Annotated in this window: 15 protein-coding genes and 1 tRNA gene; 7 read left to right on the forward strand and 9 right to left on the reverse strand. The window is 40.7% G+C overall.

All coding sequences use genetic code 11. The features are described from left to right. The first annotated feature begins 73 nt into the window (after positions 1-73). Entirely contained in the window at positions 74-1,753 is a 1,680-nt protein-coding gene (gene cimA, locus ACPZ3T_RS29070) for a citramalate synthase (RefSeq protein ID WP_490272897.1), read from the forward strand. A 195-nt stretch (positions 1,754-1,948) separates the two neighbouring features. On the opposite strand, the gene ACPZ3T_RS29075 is transcribed toward cimA, so the two are convergent. Together ACPZ3T_RS29075 and ACPZ3T_RS29080 are read right to left on the reverse strand one after the other, a co-directional pair. Next, a complete protein-coding gene (locus ACPZ3T_RS29075) occupies positions 1,949-2,914 on the reverse strand; it encodes a sulfurtransferase (protein ID WP_490272898.1) in 966 nt (321 codons plus the stop codon). Positions 2,915-3,396: 482 nt separating this feature from the next. Next, positions 3,397-4,152 (reverse strand): choice-of-anchor W domain-containing protein, encoded by a 756-nt coding sequence (locus ACPZ3T_RS29080; RefSeq protein WP_490272899.1) that lies wholly within the window; start codon positions 4,150-4,152, stop codon positions 3,397-3,399. A 270-nt stretch (positions 4,153-4,422) separates the two neighbouring features. On the opposite strand from ACPZ3T_RS29080, the gene holB reads away from it, so the two are divergent. Continuing rightward, positions 4,423-5,388, forward strand: coding sequence for a DNA polymerase III subunit delta' (holB, locus tag ACPZ3T_RS29085; RefSeq protein ID WP_490272900.1), 966 nt, complete (start codon positions 4,423-4,425; stop codon positions 5,386-5,388). On the opposite strand, the gene ACPZ3T_RS29090 is transcribed toward holB, so the two are convergent. The 3 genes from ACPZ3T_RS29090 to ACPZ3T_RS29100 form a co-directional block, all read right to left on the reverse strand. After that, the gene (locus tag ACPZ3T_RS29090; RefSeq protein ID WP_490272901.1) at positions 5,385-5,501 is read right to left on the reverse strand and encodes a histidine kinase; all 117 of its coding nucleotides are present in this window, start codon (positions 5,499-5,501) and stop codon (positions 5,385-5,387) included. The genes holB and ACPZ3T_RS29090 overlap by 4 nt on opposite strands. 39 nt (positions 5,502-5,540) lie before the next feature. After that, the gene (locus ACPZ3T_RS29095) at positions 5,541-6,659 is read right to left on the reverse strand and encodes an ABC transporter permease (RefSeq protein ID WP_490272902.1); all 1,119 of its coding nucleotides are present in this window, start codon (positions 6,657-6,659) and stop codon (positions 5,541-5,543) included. A gap of 209 nt (positions 6,660-6,868) precedes the next feature. Then, a complete protein-coding gene (locus ACPZ3T_RS29100; RefSeq protein WP_490272903.1) occupies positions 6,869-7,744 on the reverse strand; it encodes an Npun_R2479 family HD domain-containing metalloprotein in 876 nt (291 codons plus the stop codon). A 568-nt stretch (positions 7,745-8,312) separates the two neighbouring features. On the opposite strand from ACPZ3T_RS29100, the gene ACPZ3T_RS29105 reads away from it, so the two are divergent. Then, positions 8,313-8,384 (forward strand) — tRNA-Gly (locus ACPZ3T_RS29105). 536 nt (positions 8,385-8,920) lie between these two features. Further along, on the forward strand, positions 8,921-9,085 hold the full coding sequence (locus tag ACPZ3T_RS29110) for a hypothetical protein (protein ID WP_490272904.1): 165 nt from the start codon (positions 8,921-8,923) through the stop codon (positions 9,083-9,085). Here ACPZ3T_RS29110 and cas12k read toward each other — a convergent pair. Then, the gene (gene cas12k / locus ACPZ3T_RS29115) at positions 9,050-10,789 is read right to left on the reverse strand and encodes a type V CRISPR-associated protein Cas12k (protein ID WP_490272905.1); all 1,740 of its coding nucleotides are present in this window, start codon (positions 10,787-10,789) and stop codon (positions 9,050-9,052) included. The two genes, ACPZ3T_RS29110 and cas12k, sit on opposite strands and share 36 nt — an antisense overlap. Before the next feature lie 158 nt (positions 10,790-10,947). Between cas12k and ACPZ3T_RS29120 the strand changes: the two genes are divergently transcribed. Then, entirely contained in the window at positions 10,948-11,109 is a 162-nt protein-coding gene (locus ACPZ3T_RS29120) for a hypothetical protein (protein ID WP_192881541.1), read from the forward strand. Positions 11,110-11,182: 73 nt separating this feature from the next. Here ACPZ3T_RS29120 and ACPZ3T_RS29125 read toward each other — a convergent pair whose 3' ends face one another. The 3 genes from ACPZ3T_RS29125 to ACPZ3T_RS29135 form a co-directional block, all read right to left on the reverse strand. Beyond that, a complete protein-coding gene (locus tag ACPZ3T_RS29125) occupies positions 11,183-13,048 on the reverse strand; it encodes a GmrSD restriction endonuclease domain-containing protein (RefSeq protein WP_490272906.1) in 1,866 nt (621 codons plus the stop codon). A 127-nt stretch (positions 13,049-13,175) separates the two neighbouring features. Next, the gene (locus ACPZ3T_RS29130) at positions 13,176-13,490 is read right to left on the reverse strand and encodes a hypothetical protein (RefSeq protein WP_490272907.1); all 315 of its coding nucleotides are present in this window, start codon (positions 13,488-13,490) and stop codon (positions 13,176-13,178) included. Positions 13,491-13,631: 141 nt separating this feature from the next. Continuing rightward, the gene (locus ACPZ3T_RS29135) at positions 13,632-13,832 is read right to left on the reverse strand and encodes a hypothetical protein (protein ID WP_490272908.1); all 201 of its coding nucleotides are present in this window, start codon (positions 13,830-13,832) and stop codon (positions 13,632-13,634) included. Between the two features lie 504 nt (positions 13,833-14,336). Here ACPZ3T_RS29135 and ACPZ3T_RS29140 point away from each other — a divergent pair. Both ACPZ3T_RS29140 and ACPZ3T_RS29145 read left to right on the forward strand, forming a co-directional pair. Then, the gene (locus ACPZ3T_RS29140) at positions 14,337-15,440 is read left to right on the forward strand and encodes a DEAD/DEAH box helicase (RefSeq protein WP_490272909.1); all 1,104 of its coding nucleotides are present in this window, start codon (positions 14,337-14,339) and stop codon (positions 15,438-15,440) included. Positions 15,441-15,468: 28 nt separating this feature from the next. Continuing rightward, the gene (locus ACPZ3T_RS29145; protein ID WP_490272910.1) at positions 15,469-16,263 is read left to right on the forward strand and encodes an IS5 family transposase; all 795 of its coding nucleotides are present in this window, start codon (positions 15,469-15,471) and stop codon (positions 16,261-16,263) included. Positions 16,264-16,276: the final 13 nt, after the last annotated feature.

A 16,276-nucleotide genomic window follows, 5' to 3' on the forward strand; every position in this document is an offset into this window, starting at 1 on the left:
CTAATCACCAAATAGACTTTTTTGTTGTATCTTTGCACATTGCCTTTCAAGTTGTATCCACAGTTTGAGTTTTATGACTATGAATCCCTTACCCCACATTTGGCTTTATGACACCACACTACGGGATGGCACTCAGCGCGAAGGGTTATCAGTTTCCATAGAGGACAAGCTACGCATTGCTTATAGACTTGATCAATTAGGAGTTCCTTTTATTGAAGGCGGTTGGCCTGGGGCGAACCCTAAGGATGTTCAGTTTTTCTGGCAACTACAAGAGAATCCGCTTAAACAATCAGAAATTGTTGCATTTTGTTCAACTCGTCGTCCTCATACAAGTGCGGCCGATGAACCAATGCTACAAGCCATACTGACTGCTGGTAGTCGTTGGGTAACGATTTTTGGCAAATCCTGGGATTTGCACGTCACATCAGGTCTAAAAACCACTTTAGAAGAAAATTTGGCAATGATCCGCGATACTATCGAGTTTTTTCGCTCTCAAGGGCGGCGGGTGATTTACGATGCTGAACACTGGTTTGATGGCTACAAGCATAATCAAGACTATGCTTTACAGACATTAAAGGCAGCAATGACAGCTGGTGCAGAATGGCTAGTTCTGTGTGACACTAATGGCGGCACTTTACCCCATGAAGTTAGTCAAGTTGTCCAAGATGTAGTAAAGGCGACTAGGGACTGGGGATTGGGGACTGGGAAAGATTCTTCCCAATCCCCAGTCCCTAATCACCAATCCCCAATTCCCCAAATCGGTATTCATACTCATAATGATTCAGATATGGCGGTAGCCAATGCTTTAGCAGCAGTTATGGCAGGGGCAACAATGGTACAAGGCACAATTAATGGTTACGGTGAACGGTGTGGCAATGCTAACCTATGTTCACTTATTCCTAATTTACAGCTAAAACTTGGTTATAGTTGTATTGCTGAACACCAGCTGCATCAATTGACTGAGGCTAGTCGTTTTGTTAGTGAAGTAGTTAACTTAGCTCCTGACGAACACGCGCCGTTTGTAGGACGTTCGGCTTTTGCCCATAAAGGGGGTATTCATGTTTCAGCTGTGGAGAGAAATCCCCTGACTTATGAACACATTCAACCGGAACAAGTAGGAAATCGTCGCCGCATTGTGATTTCGGAACAGTCGGGGATTAGTAATGTGTTAGCCAAAACCCGCACTTTGGGAATTGAACTTCATAAACAATCCCCAGAGGCTAGGCAAATTCTCCAACGTCTCAAAGAATTAGAAAGTGAAGGGTATCAATTTGAGGCGGCTGAGGCTAGTTTTGCTCTATTAGTGTACGAAGCTTTGGGCGATCGCCAAAAATTTTTTGAAATTAAGGGTTTCCAAGTCCACTGTGATTTAGTGGAGGGTAAAGAAACTAGTAACGCTCTAGCTACAGTCAAATTAGCTGTCAATGGTGAAGATAAACTAGAAGCCGCCGAAGGAAATGGCCCTGTGGCCGCCTTGGATGCAGCTTTACGCAAAGCTTTGATGAATTTCTATCCTCAAATCGCCAATTTTGAGCTAACAGATTACAAAGTGCGGATTCTCAACGGACATCGAGGAACAGCATCCAAAACCCGTGTTCTAGTCGAATCTGGTAATGGTTCTCAACGCTGGACAACTATTGGAGTCTCGACAAATATCTTAGCAGCGTCTTATCAAGCAGTAGTCGAAGGGTTAGAGTATGGTTTGTTACAAGAGTTAATCAGTAAAACTCCTGTCACTCATCGGAGCATATAGGGATTTCTAGTGAAGTGAGGTACAGATAATATTTTGAAACGCAGAGGGACGCAAAGTAAAGCGCAAAGGTACGCAGAGAGTTGTACCTCAGTAGAATAGGAAACGCTATATAAAGTTGATGAACGCAGAGTCCCGAAGATTAGATATATATTCGAGACTCTGCCCACTTTTTAATTACGAATTACGAATTACGAATTAGCTTACTGCTTCTGGCCCAGTAGCCACAGGTACATCTGATTGAGTGCTGTACTCAGTCCAAGAACCTTCATAAACTCGCACTTTGGGATAACCGAGCAAATACTTTAACACCACATATTGTAGAGTGGCTTCCTGTCCTGTGCTGCAACTGACAATAATGTCATCAGCAGGAGTAATTTTTTTGTCAGCTAGAATTTGTTTAATTTCATCCACAGATTTGAACTTGTGAAGATTTTCAGGATCTGTAAAGCTAGTCCAAGGAATATTTCGCGCACCGGGAATATGTCCATTCCGTACCCAGAGTTTTTCCTTGCCTTGGAATAAATCTGGTGGTCTAGCGTCGATAAATGTCATACCTTTTTTGCCAATCAGCTTTCTGACATCATTTAACGAGACACGCACAGCAGGATGATACTTGACTGTGAATTTACCGACTTTATATTTAGGAAATTCCTTAGCAACTGTTTGAGATGCAGCAGCATAACCTTTGTAGCCACCATCTAAGATAGCTATATTCTTCACTCCAGAACGTTCTAGCAAATAAGCCACCATCGTTGCACCTAGGACATCGATGCCATCAGAATAAACGAGTACACGGCTATTATCAGTTACGCCTGAATTGGCAAATATTTTTCCTAAAGTTGGATTGTCCCAATATTGTACCGGTAGACCTTCCCTCGGGCCACGAAAGGCTTTATCAGGAATGTTGACTGCTCCGGGTAAGTGACCAGCTATATACTCTAGAGCAGGATTACGGACATCTAAAATCCTCAAATTAGGATCTTTAGCATTCTCGGCTACCCAATTAGGCGAAACAAATTCAATCTTGGTGCTAGATGAAGTTCCCCAGGCTGGCAAATATAACATGGGAGTAATTAACAAACAAGCACAAAGAGCTACCCCCAAAGCCAAGAATTTGTTTTTCTTCACCTTTGCCCAGAAGGATTTTCGTACTTTCATCATTATCTTTAGCTCGCTAAATATTCTGTTGCATCTACGCAGAAGATAAATTGAAGCATCGACAGAATTTACCTCGATTTCAGCCATCAACAATCTTTTACAGATGTATACAAGCATTTCATATACATAGGCGCAACACAAGTGCTAAAAATGCAAAAAGTACGCTCAGAGGGATAATAAGACCAATTCAACCGAGGTTTATCAGATATTTTTTGATAGACGCGATTTATCGCGTCTATAGAGAGGGTATTTTGATCATTTTGACAGTAGGGACGTAATCTCAGAGGATGTTTGAAAAGTATTGTTATTAACACCAAACTCTCTCTAACCTAACCCCCCTAGCCCCCCTTCCCTACAAGGGAATGGGGGTTTTAAAGCCTCTCTCCTTGTAGGGGAGAGGTTTGGAGAGGGGTTTTTAGTATCATTGATGACTTTCTAAACATCCTCTCAAGCTTTTGGCTGAGAACTTATCCCTACTTTCCACCCTACCGAATTTGTTTATTGAAAGTTAACTCTTTTACAGATTGTCGTCTTTTACTGTAACCAACACCCGCAATACCAGCTAAGAATATTGCACCAACACTAACAGGTTCAGGTATAGAGGTTGTAGAACCAACCTTAATCTGATACGCCAGTCTTGAACCATTAGGAGTTGCACCACTCCAATTCATTAATACTTGACCTGTAAGAGTAAAGGAGGAAGATATATCCGCAATTTGTAAATAGTCTATATCACTTCCCGCCCCAGAGACTGAAGAGAATAAATTTTCACCAATTGCTGTGCCATTGAAGACTAAATTACTCAGGGTTACGGAACTATTATCAGCAGCACGGGTACGGAGAAAAATACTATTAGCATCACTAGTAAAAGCATTACTACTAAGTGTTTGCCCATTGACAGTGTAATTCACCTGAGTGCCTGTGTATTCTAAGGTGAAATTTACTGGTGTACCATTCCCCCATATACGCTGACCTGATTCCACAGGAACACCAGTAGATGTATTAATACCTAATTCCCGATCGCCATTTAAGTTATTATTACCAATCCGACCCTCAGCAACGAATAATTCTGTAAATTCACCGTTATCTAATAGATTATCAAAATCTGCATCGGTAAAACCCGATCTATTAATCAGTGTAAAAGCCTGGGCTGGATTAGTTAAGAGGAATAAACTGATAGTGGTTAATCCTAAAGCCTTTAATAACTTGCTTTTGTGCAGAGATATTGGTGACGATAACATTGTTTTTTGTTGATGGTGGCTAAGTTTTTTAAAAAGAAAAAATTCTGTTTTTTATTTAACAGAATTTGTTTCGGTATATATTTACAAGGTTAATACTGTAATTGTCAATTGTCCAGAGATTTTTGATAACTTCATTAAATTTTTTATTCTCTAGATAAAGGCTGTATTTTCTCTTGTCAAATACCGTAATAATAGTTAATTTTTCTGATGGTAATTTTACGGGAAAATAAATTAAGAATTACTAAGAATTAGTAGATTTACATATATAAAATGCAAGAATCCTTTGCACCATTATTAGGACAACAACAAGCCGTTGAATTACTAACTCAAGCCGTCAAACAAAACCGAGTAGCACCAGCTTATATGTTTGTGGGTGCAGATGGTGTAGGACGAAGTTTAGCGGCGCGGTGCTTTATTGAGTTCTTATTTGCTAATGCTATAAACAACCAATCTTTACCATCTTTACAGCAACGTTTACGTCAAGGTAATCATCCTGATGTGTTATGGGTGCAGCCTACCTACCAATATCAAGGACAACGCCTCACAGCCGCAGAAGCCGCCGAGAAGAAACTTAAACGCAAAGCACCCCCGTTAATTCGCCTAGAGCAAATTCGAGAAATTACCGAATTTCTCAGCCGTCCTCCCTTAGAAGCACCGAGGAATATAGTAGTGGTGGAAGAAGCCCAAACAATGGCAGAACCAGCCGCCAATGCGTTACTGAAAACCTTAGAAGAACCTGGAAAAGCAACCATTATTCTCATCACCCCTTCCCCTGAGTCGGTGCTACCAACTTTAGTATCACGCTGTCAACGGATTGCTTTTACTCGCTTAGATACAACCTCATTAACTCAAATCCTCAGACAAACAGGTAATGAAGAAATATTAGAGCATCCAGCAATTTTGAGCATAGCAGCTGGTAGTCCGGGAAATGCGATCGCAGCTTACGAACAATTACAAGCAATTCCCCCGCAGTTACTGCAAGCTTTAATCAAATCACCGACATCCGAACGTCAAGCCTTAGAACTAGCCAAACAAATTGACCATGATTTAGACACAGAAACTCAACTATGGTTAGTCGATTATCTGCAACAATCTTACTGGCAACAGTGGCATCAACCACTAATGATGAACCAATTAGAACAAACCCGTAAATATCTACTAGCTTACGCCCAACCCCGCTTGGTTTGGGAATGTCTATTATTATTCATCTGCCAAAATTTAAATTGGCAAAATTAAATTGGGAATTGGGAATTGGGCATTGGGCATTGGGCATTGGGCATGGGGGTAAATATTTCTACCTTGTCCCCCTTATCTCCCTTGTCTACCTTGTCTCCCCTGTCCCACCGCACCCTGCCCCCTGCCCCCTGCCCCCTGCCTCCCCTCCCCTGCTATCTCCGCAAACTCCGGGGGTCAAGTGCATCTCTTAACCCATCTCCCAGCAAATTGAAAGCTAAGACTGTGAAAATAATTAACAAAGCTGGCGGCCAAATTAACCAGGGTTGTAGTACCACAATGGAAGCGTTGCTAGCTAAAGACAGCATATTTCCCCAAGATGGGTCAGGTTGTTGAATACCCAAACCAATTAGACTTAATACGGCTTCCGAACCAATAAAACTGGGAACTGCCAAGGTAGCAGAAATAATTACATAGGTAGCTGTTTGTGGCAGAACATGACGGATAATAATATATAGTGGTTTGCCACCCATTGCCCTTGCAGCTTGGACAAATTCCCGCTCCTTAATTGACAGGACTTGTCCACGAATTACCCTAGCTAAACCAGCCCAGCTAATTACAGAAGTAATCAACACAATCAATAAAAATCGCTGGCTGCTAGTTAAACCAGCCGGCAAGACTGCACCCAAGGTCACTAACAGATAGATACTAGGGAAAGTCATTAACACTTCTACTATTCGCATAATAATGCTATCAGTCCAACCACCAAAGTAGCCAGAAATCCCACCTATCAATAAACCCAGGGGAAAGGTGAAAAGTACCCCAATAATTCCAATAAATAAGCTGATGCGTCCACCATACAACAGGCGGCTTAACTGGTCACGTCCTTGCTCATCAGTCCCTAAAAGGTTGAATTTTGCATCCCCATCTGCTCCAAACAAATGCCAATTTAAAGGTATACCAGGGATGATAGTTACCTCTTCCCATTTTGGCGGTAATGGCAAACTCAACTGAAACAGTCGGTATTCTGACCCAGAGACAAATAATCTAATGGGAGAAGGCTTTGTATAGTCTACAATTAATTGGCGATCGCCTGTTTCTAAATCTGTATCCCCTTGAATTGTCGGATAAATATGCGGGCCAATAAACTGACCCGATGTTTTAGCAACCCAATAAATTCGAGTAGGTGGTAATAGTGAACCATTGGCTTGTGACACGTAAGGATTATATGGGGCAATAAAATCAGCAGCAATCACTGCCACATAGAAAACCAACAACAAAATTGCCCCAAATCGCGCCAAAGGATTTTTTTGAAGTCTTTGCCACCAATTCATAGTTTTTAGTTATGAGTCATTAGTTATTAGTCATTAGTTAAAGGTGAATAGTCAATATAGTCAAGGGTACAGGTAAAGAAACCTACGGCTGAAAAACTTTAACCCCATGCCCTATGCCCCATGCCCCATGCCCCAAAATCCGTTAATTTTGAATTTTGTAGCTTGCTTCCCGCAGGGTATTTTGAATTTTGAATTGATATGCCCAATCATTAAGCTTGTAATTGCTCAATTAAGTATTTTTGTTCTTCTTGGTTTTTTTCATGTTCTACAACAAATACATTCGAGTAGAGATTAGCAATAATTTGCTTGCCTTGTTGGGTTAAAGATAAATATCTCAGTCCATCTTGAATGTAAGGATGAACGCCATTCCAATAGAACTTAGCGTAATTTTTGCGTAAATCAGCAGGATTTGCATAACCTAAAACTTTGGTGACTCCAGTTTCTTCAAACTCATAAAATAAAGATGTAATTTTCTTTAAATAACGTGGGTCACTTAATTGCCCAATCAAATCAGCAGCACGCACCAACCCTGCAAAAGTAGTTGTTTCTTGATGGTCTTCTGCTGCCGGTACAGGAAATCTAGTTAATTCAATATTAGTTTTAATTACATCAGCATCTATTAACTTATGGCCACCGAAACGCTCATCAATAAATAGTTTAGCTCTATCGACATGATAAGCCGTCAAACTAGCATCAGAAGCCCCAGGAGGAAGAGAAATCATTCTGCCATTGCTGCCTGTAGAATATAAACCCTTATGTTCTTTATCCTGTCGGCAGACTCCCTTGACATAACCTATATCATGACATAACAACGAAATAATAAAATGCAACCAGTCTTCACTAGAAACACCACCCTCTCGGATATGTTTACCCCGGAGAATTTCCTGTCCTACCAGGGTAACTAATATAGAATGTTCAACATTGTGGTAAAGGGCATCACTGTTGGCTATGTTTTCCAACGCCATATTCCCAGCCCAGGCGATAATATCTTGATAATCATTTTTGAAACAACCATATGTACGGCTGTATCCTTCTCTGATTTGCTTAACAAAAGCATCTATTAAAATCTCAGTAGCATTAAACATATTAGTTACTTGGCTTGATAAATTATTGCAAGTTTTTTACAAACAATACCTTCAGGGAAAACCTGAATTACATCTTCAAAATATAGATATCTCCTGATGTTCTATTTTCTAGCCTTATTTACTCGGTGACTGTGATCTAAAGAATAAGCATATGTGATTCAAATAACTATGATTGATTCACAAGAATATAAAATGATGTTGCTATTCTTTACTTGCGTAAAAATACTGTTATTTTTATATGAAAATCAAAAGTTAATATTTACTGGATTGCTATAGGTGCAATTATGGCAGTTAGCTCCTGAAGAATCAGGCTCTGTAGAATATATCGTAATTAAGATTAATAATTTTTATAGTTTAGTCCCGTAAGCGATCGCACATTTAATTTGCACATCTTTTTATCTTCATAATTGACTGTTAACTGCTAGCAGTCAATAACTTTTATGAATGGTTATGGCATTTCAAGGCTTAATAGCTGATTTGTATAATTTTAGGTTTTCTTCACAATTAAATAATTCTTCAGTTGATTTATGCTATGTTTGTGATATAATCCCCGAATAGATTATCACAAGCGGGTGTAATTCAGTGGTAGAATGTCACCTTCCCAAGGTGAACGTCGTGGGTTCGAGTCCCATCGCCCGCTTTGAAAAGAATTGTACAGCGACGAATTATTTGACTGTGGCGACAAATTATTTGTCAAAACATCCAAAACGACAAATTATTTGTCTTTGTGATTTTTTACTGACCAATTCTTAAAATTTGGGTTAATTGGCGTAGCAACTACCATATTAAACTCACGCGCTAATATTTTGCTACACCAAGTTTCGAGAGGCATATTTTATTACTCTACACTCAACACTGCCCCTACCTAATGATGAAGTTACTAATCATTAAAAGTAAAAGGTGCATATCGTCTTCACAAGGAAATACCTATTGATTTCAACCTTCCATTAGCAAGCATGGCTTTTGAAATTTCAGTGTTGGGAAGGTGACATTCCTTTCAACCCTCTTAAGCGAATTGTAGATGGGATAGTTGTTGAAACTTTTTCGATTTCTGGGATAAACCCACTCTAGTTATTTCAAACCACTCTTAACTGGGATGATTGTTGAAACAGTTATCTGCCAAACCTATGCTCAGATAATGACGTTCTTTCAACCCACCCTTAGCTGGGATGGTCGTTGAAACTTCTAATTCTCCAATATCATCAAGGCAATTTTGAGCCTTTCAACCCACCCCTAGCCGGGATGGTCGTTGAAACTTTGAGTCGATGGGTAAACTTGTCGATGGACAAGTCTTTCAACCCACCCCTAGCCGGGATGGTCGTTGAAACTGTTCCCGCCTAGACCCTTGTGATACAATTGAATTTCGCTACTAATTTGCTCACGCATATCGCGGAGTTTTGGAATAATTATGCTGCTTGCTTGATAGGTTTTGGCGTTAGCGAAGCTCGCCGAAGGCATCGCCAAAATTGCATCAGCCAATAATCTATCCACGTATTGTCCTAACTCTGATTCACCAAAGGAGTTTGGCGCATTCCGTTTCTGAGCTTTGTGACGTTCATGAGATAGGCGTTGCTGTTGTTGTCGCTGGCGATTGAGAAGGTTGTAGTTCTTGCCAAGTAGTTGTTTGACACTGCGATAAGCTAGAACTTCATTTTTAATAACATCGACTACAGCTACTGTGACTGGCTTTTCTAGACCGAAACTAACACCGACTAGTATTGAGGGCTGACCTTGATAATTAGGCTTGCTGGGACGAGGGAAAGGGTTATTAATCCTATCTAGCGTGGATTGCTGACGAGTGATAAAAGCTTGCTGTTTATCATTTAGTTCATCTTTCTGTGTCGCTTTTGTTAAAGTTTCGGTTATTTTTGTGCTTTTCTCATCAACTACCTGTTGAGTTCCTTCAATAGTCCACATTCGAGTATCTAAAGCGCAGTAAAGATGTAGTTGATTGACTTTCCAGGGTTCACCTTTTTCTTCTCCTGGCGACCAAGCAAGCCTTCCTGAACGCAGAGTAAACAAACTGCTTGAGTATTGGTTTTTATGATTGCGTTTAAGTTGTTGATCTTCTAGGAAGCGTTTGAAGTAGTGCAAATGACGCTTATCACAGTAAATCTCAAAGGTAAGTTTTCCCAAGCCATTGAACCGAACGAAAAGACGACCTTTGTCATTTTGCAACCATGTCATATCTTCGTTAGATTCGTAAGCCACAGGAAAAGGGACATCAGCAGATTTTCTTAATAGTGCTGCTTGCCAAGCTTTTGCCTCATTTTCATTTTGAGGTACATTGGCTGTAGCAATTTCTAACGTCTTTAACCACTCTTCCCCTGTTAAATCTCTACCTTTAGGTATGCGACTTTGGAGTTGGTTTTTTAATCGCTCAATTTCTATTTCCTTTTTGCGCCTATTTTTAGTAAATTCTTCTGAGTCTTCGTCGAGTTCACTAATTTGACAGTTATTTTTCAGCAGATATGCGATCGCACAACGAGTAAGAGCGTCTTGTGTTTCTTCGTAAGTGTTTAAAAGAATTTGAAAAAGTGAAGATTTTTGTAACTTTGCAGATTTTTTAGTTCTTTTGCTCTTTCTCTGTTTTTTATTCTGGTCGGACTGGGGGGTAGATTGGGTAAGAATTTCGTTGGCTTTAGTACGAATTACGTTTAAGTTACATTGACTTTCTTGTTCAAGTTGTAGATCACTTTTGAGTATTGTCAGCCAACGTTCTTTCCCTTCTATTTGCCGCTTTCTTCGTTTTTGTAAGGCGAACCAGGATTTATATACATAATCTACTAGAGCGATCGCTGAGGTGTAAAAGCGTCCAGGTTGACCAGCAAAACGCTCTTGAGTTTTGAGGGAGTTAACAAGTGTTTTGAGTAATTCAGTAGGTATTTTGCCTTGATCTAGCCAAGTTTCAAAGTCTGGGTGTTGTCCTACCTGTGCCAATAGTTCATTTATAAGTGGTGTGTTTTTGTCAGTCATCAGTTCCCACAGTTGGCGGAGGGTTTCTTCTTCTGCAACCAGGCGGCATTGAATTGTAATAATGCTCATGGTGTCCTCCGCTTTGTAGATTCGATCAAACTGACGAGGTTTTTGTTGTTTTTGCCTTTGCATTATACCGCAATGCCGCAATAGCGCAATGCCGCAAATGTGTTTTTACTCAGAGGCTGTGTAAAAATGAAAGCCGCAAACTTTGACTTCAAATTAGGATGGCAGAAGAAACTAGAGAAGTTCGGGGGAGACTCCCTAAAGACTTAAAAATCGCGTTTGAAATCGCCTGTGCGCGTCTGGAAGTAACGCAGACTGCGGCTTTAGAGGAGGCAATTAGAGATTGGTTAAAAAAGAAAGAATCCTCAGACAAACAAAGTTAGGAGAATTGAGAAATATGTTGGCCACAAACTCCACTAGAGAGGGTGTAAAGTAGGCTATTCTGAGCCTGATGGCTCAATAGTTAGTGATAATTTCGGGATGCAACTTATACTCTCTGCCATTCCCGTTATGACAATCTCGAACAAAATCCTCAGAGGATTCAAAACTTAAACTCTTGCCCATAGCCTTGCCAATTAGCGTCAGCAAATTATTTGCTCGCATCTGGAAAAAGGCTTCAAAGTCATCTCTTCGCAAAGTTTTTGGGGATATAGCGTGCGATCGCAATATTTCATCAAGTCTTTTTGCTGATGTCCCAGAAAGTTCAAACTCCTCTAAATAAAGGGAAGGTGCTTTACTCCCAATCTTCTTGTTGGTTTTGGCACTTAAAGGTGTACGGTTAATCAAGCAGTTATATTTTTTGGGTTCAATGTCTTTTTTGCGACACCATGCCACAGGGAAGATATGGTGCGAATCTATCTGTTCTTCAAAATAAATAACATCATTGATTTCTTCCCCAGTACACCAATCAATTGCCCCCTCACGTCGTAGTAAAGCAGCTAATCCTTGATAGACTGCACCATAACGTTTTCTAACGCTAATCAACCTATCAAAAGAAAAATCCGCTTGCACAATGGTAAGCGGTAGTGAACCACCTGCTAACCAATCTGGTACTTCTATCACGTCTCGTCCGGCTCGTGCCTCATACCAGCGTGTATATACTTCACCAAACATCCCACACCATAACCAGCGTTCCAGCATAGAACGTACTTGGAGAGAACGGGAACGCCCTCCGAGAATGGTAAAAATGGTACTCAGAATCACTAATTGAATGGGGTAAGCTAAATCATCTGCATCAAAGATTTTTTGACTATGAAGGAAACGTGCAGATTCTTCAAAACCCCTGGAAACTGGATCAGCCCATTTTTGATATTCTTCCTTGGTGAGTCTTAGCACTTCAGCCCGATCGCAAGTAACGCTTGGTAATTTATCGATATTCCAGCCTTTTGTTATAGCTTCTATCCTCTTGGCGTAACCAGCCATCAACGTTACTGCTTGTACAAAATCTGTACTTCGGAGCTTACGCAATACTTTTAAGGACTGAAAGCGATTTTCGCGCTGCTTCCAATCATCTCTCAAACTAAAGTCAGCAGTGCAATAGCTGGAACTCATTAAGTCGAAATAATTGAGGTCACAGCCAGAAGTGTTTGTATCTTCAAATACTTGGCATACAGCTTCTTTCGGTAAGGAGTCACGCAGTTGAATAACAGGTATTTGATAATGGTCAAATTTCTTTAGAACTTCCAGTTCTAAGGTGTCAATTAGCTCTAGCTTTTGGGGATCGTATTGCCAATATTTGGAAAATTTACTACGCCATTCAGAAAAAAAGAATACTTTAGATAAAGGGAACAATAATGCCTCATACTCTTTTTCAGGAGTGGAACAATCTATTAAACCACCCATGAAGATTCGTGCAATTTTGGATTCAGGTAAGGCAACGATCGCCGTAATGCGATCGCATTCTGGATGGAGGCATTTTTCAATATCCAGGTAGTACCACTTTTTAATAATTTTTTGGCTTTTCTGGTCTTTGATAATTACAGGTTGCTGAGATAGCAATACCATAAACAGGGTCGTCAGGCGTTGCTGCCCATCAAGGATTAATAAGTTTGGAACATGATTTTCTGGTTTTAAGACTCCATCAACTAAGCGGGGTTTGAATTGTCGGCTTTGAATGCTTTGTTGGAGCATCATGACTGCGCCAATTGGGTAAGCCAGAGATATGCTGGCAAGTAAACGGCGCACATGGGTATCATCCCAAACCCAATCTCTTTGAAAATCTGGAAGTTGAATACGTCCAGTTTTAATATCTTTCAGGACATCAAGAAGAAAATACTTAGTGATGTCAAAGGTAGAAATTGAGTTCATTTGGTGTTCTGGCATTTTTGTCATCAAGAAAGATGCGACTGCTCGTCATAGTTAGTACCTATGTACCTCAGCCTAAGATTCCCCTTGTATTAACAGCAAGGGGTTTTTGGGGCAATTAGTCGTGAGTAGCGATCGCTTTTGTTTATTCTTGAGGAAAGTCTGGAGGTAAAGTCACAGTTCCTTTAGTAACAAGCTGTCTAAATTGGTTAATTAGGTCTGCTTGCCTTAGTATGCGAGTAACGTATTTAGGTCGTCGGCGAAAGTCAGTCCCCCAGTCCTTAACAGTTTTTGGGCTAGTACCTGTAACTTGGGCGATCGCATTGATGCAGGCTTTGCGATAATTGCGACCTGGTTCTTGACTAACCCAACGGCGACAATATTCCATCGGTTCTAGGGGCAACTGACGGAGCATATCAATTCGATGATTATTCTGATGGGAGTTGCTCCCAGTCTGCATCTTCTGTTTTGCTGAATCAGATTAAGGAAGCAGAGGATTAGTGAGAATAACTGGTTAGCTCAAATATCTTCTGCTTGCTCAACTCAAGTTAAAAAATATCAGCTCAGATTACAAGCATTTTAGTCACGAATCACGACTAAATTATTTTTGAGGATAATCAGGAGGTAGGACGATTTTTCTAATTTGGTTAAGCATATCTGCCATGCGTAATATATGCACTACATAGTTAGGTCGCCTCTCAAAGTTTTGACCCCAATTCCCTATAGTCCTTTCACTTAAGCCTGTTGCTTCAGCTAGAGCAGCAATACAGGCTTTTCTGTATCCCCGTTCATCAGGGGACATTTCAACCCATCGTTGACAATATTCCAAAGGCTCCAAAGGCAAGTCACTGAGCGCATCGATCCTATATTGAGTTGTCTGAGGATTACTGTCTATTGCCCAGTTTATTCTTAGCAACTTTTAAACTCATGAATCGTGACCTTTAGTTTAACAGAGATCATGACTTAATTTAACTTATGCTAAATATACGGTTTTATTGCTCTCTTCGCTGGCGATCGCATTTTTACATTTATTAAGAAGACAGCATTGAAATTTGGTTTATTCTACGGTCATTCTAGTAAAATATAGTACGTAAATACTATTGACGATCTACATTGGTGCTGTTGAACTTGTTTATTAATCCTTATAAAATCTATATTTAAATTATAAAAATCTAGTGTTTACGCGGTTAGCTTCACCGAAATTCCCGAAGTAAAACAGTATTTATTAGCACATAATCAGAGGTAGATAAAGGGAAACCTACTTTCCTTTCTACTTTCTGCTGTCTACTCTTCAATACAGGGAAATATGACAGAAACCTTGAACCACACTCCAGGTTCTATAGTAAGTTGTCGCAATCGGCAGTGGGTCGTATTACCTGCCGAAAATGAGGATGTTATTCGCTTGCGTCCCATTTCAGGAAATGAAGAGGAAATAGCTGGAATTTACCAGAAGCTTCGGGAGTTAGGCATAGAAACTCTTGAATCAGCAACTTTTCCGTTACCTAGCTCTATCAGTATTAAAGACCATACAGCAGCAGTTTTACTGATGGATGCAGCACGTCACTTGCTGCGAAGTGGAGCGGGGCCATTTCGGTGTTTGGGACGTTTATCATTGCGTCCTCGTCCCTATCAGTTAGTACCTTTATTGATGGCGTTGCGATTAGAAACAGTGCGCCTGCTTATTGCTGACGACGTGGGAATTGGGAAAACCATCGAAGCTGGATTAATTGCCCGTGAACTTTTAGATAGAGGTGAAATTAAGCGGATAGCCGTCCTTTGTCCTCCTCATTTATGCGACCAGTGGCAGCAGGAATTACGCGAAAAGTTTCATATTGATGCGGTGGTAGTACGTTCTGGAACAGCTTCTAAATTGGAAAGAGCGATCGCAAATGGCACTCATATATTTAGTTACTATCGACACCTTATTGTTAGCCTAGACTATGCCAAGGCAGAACGCCGTCGTGCAAGTTTTATTACACACTGCCCTGATTTTGTAATTGTGGATGAGGCGCATACTTGTACCCGTCCCAGTAGCAAGAGTACATCACAGCAACAACGCCATCAATTAATTCAGCAGATTGCCGAAAAACGCGATGCCTGCGGCGGGCTGCGCCAACGCCATTTATTATTACTTTCTGCTACACCTCACAGTGGCATTGAAGAATCCTTTTTATCACTGCTAGGATTGCTTCAACCTGAGTTTGAACAATTAACCTTAGACCGCCTAACAGAGAAACAGCGAGACAAACTGGCAAGCCATTTTATTCAGCGTCGGCGGGCAGATGTTAAACAGTGGTTGGGCAATGAAACACCTTTTCCTGAAAGGGATTCGGAAGAAAAACCTTACAAGTTATCTAAGAGGATGTTTGGAAAGTCTAAAAAAACTCCAGTAACTGTATTCTGTCAGTAGATAAAAAAGCGACAGGGTTACTAGAGCAATGTCTACATCATATCCAACAGACCTGACAGATGAACAATGGGAATTGTTATCAAATCTGATACCGCCTGAAAATCTAGGGTGTCGTCCTCGTTGTGTTGATCTACGTGGGGTGGTTAGTGCTATCTTTTATATTCTTTGTGCGGGTTGTGCATGGCGAATGTTGCCGCATGACTTTCCGAAGTGGCAAACGGTCTACTACTATTTCCGCAAATGGCGAATGGATGGTACATGGGAAGGTATGAATCATAAGCTACAACAATGGGTGCGGGTTGTGGAAAACCGAGAAGCTAATCCCAGTGCGGTAATAGTCGATTGCCAATCTGTGGATAATGGAACAATGGTGTCAAAGGATGTTGGTTTTGATTCAGGTAAGTTAGTAAAAGGACGTAAACGCCATTTGCTGGTTGACACCCTGGGATTGGTCTTAATGGTTGTAGTGACATCAGCATATGAATCTGATAAAGCTGGAGCAAAGAAATTATTTGCACAAGCCTACAACAGGATCAGCGATCGCCTGACACGGTTAGTTTGTATTTGGGTTGATGCTGGATACCAAGGTGAGGGATTTATGAAATGGGTGATGGACACTTACCATTGGATTTTAGCGGTTGTACGTCGTCCAACTGATACCAAAGGCTTTGTTCTACTGCCAAGACGTTGGGTTGTTGAGCGCAGTTTTGGTTGGTTTAATTGGTGTCGCCGGTTAAGTAAAGACTACGAAATTTTACCGCAGACCCATGAAACATTTGTACAAGTCGCAATGATTCGGTTAATGCTGAGAAGACTTGCTTGATTGATTAGTTTCA

This window comes from Aliinostoc maniaoense, from assembly GCF_058172895.1.

Bases quoted from the DNA above. Each gene is read 5' to 3' on its own strand.
- cimA (WP_490272897.1), top strand. From the start codon at position 74: ATGACTATGAATCCCTTACCCCACATTTGGCTTTATGACACCACACTA.
- ACPZ3T_RS29075 (WP_490272898.1), bottom strand. From the start codon at position 2,914: ATGATGAAAGTACGAAAATCCTTCTGGGCAAAGGTGAAGAAAAACAAA.
- ACPZ3T_RS29080 (WP_490272899.1), bottom strand. From the start codon at position 4,152: ATGTTATCGTCACCAATATCTCTGCACAAAAGCAAGTTATTAAAGGCT.
- holB (WP_490272900.1), top strand. From the start codon at position 4,423: ATGCAAGAATCCTTTGCACCATTATTAGGACAACAACAAGCCGTTGAA.
- ACPZ3T_RS29095 (WP_490272902.1), bottom strand. From the start codon at position 6,659: ATGAATTGGTGGCAAAGACTTCAAAAAAATCCTTTGGCGCGATTTGGG.
- ACPZ3T_RS29100 (WP_490272903.1), bottom strand. From the start codon at position 7,744: ATGTTTAATGCTACTGAGATTTTAATAGATGCTTTTGTTAAGCAAATC.
- cas12k (WP_490272905.1), bottom strand. From the start codon at position 10,789: ATGAGCATTATTACAATTCAATGCCGCCTGGTTGCAGAAGAAGAAACC.
- ACPZ3T_RS29120 (WP_192881541.1), top strand. From the start codon at position 10,948: ATGGCAGAAGAAACTAGAGAAGTTCGGGGGAGACTCCCTAAAGACTTA.
- ACPZ3T_RS29125 (WP_490272906.1), bottom strand. From the start codon at position 13,048: ATGCCAGAACACCAAATGAACTCAATTTCTACCTTTGACATCACTAAG.
- ACPZ3T_RS29130 (WP_490272907.1), bottom strand. From the start codon at position 13,490: ATGCAGACTGGGAGCAACTCCCATCAGAATAATCATCGAATTGATATG.
- ACPZ3T_RS29135 (WP_490272908.1), bottom strand. From the start codon at position 13,832: ATGTCCCCTGATGAACGGGGATACAGAAAAGCCTGTATTGCTGCTCTA.
- ACPZ3T_RS29140 (WP_490272909.1), top strand. From the start codon at position 14,337: ATGACAGAAACCTTGAACCACACTCCAGGTTCTATAGTAAGTTGTCGC.
- ACPZ3T_RS29145 (WP_490272910.1), top strand. From the start codon at position 15,469: ATGTCTACATCATATCCAACAGACCTGACAGATGAACAATGGGAATTG.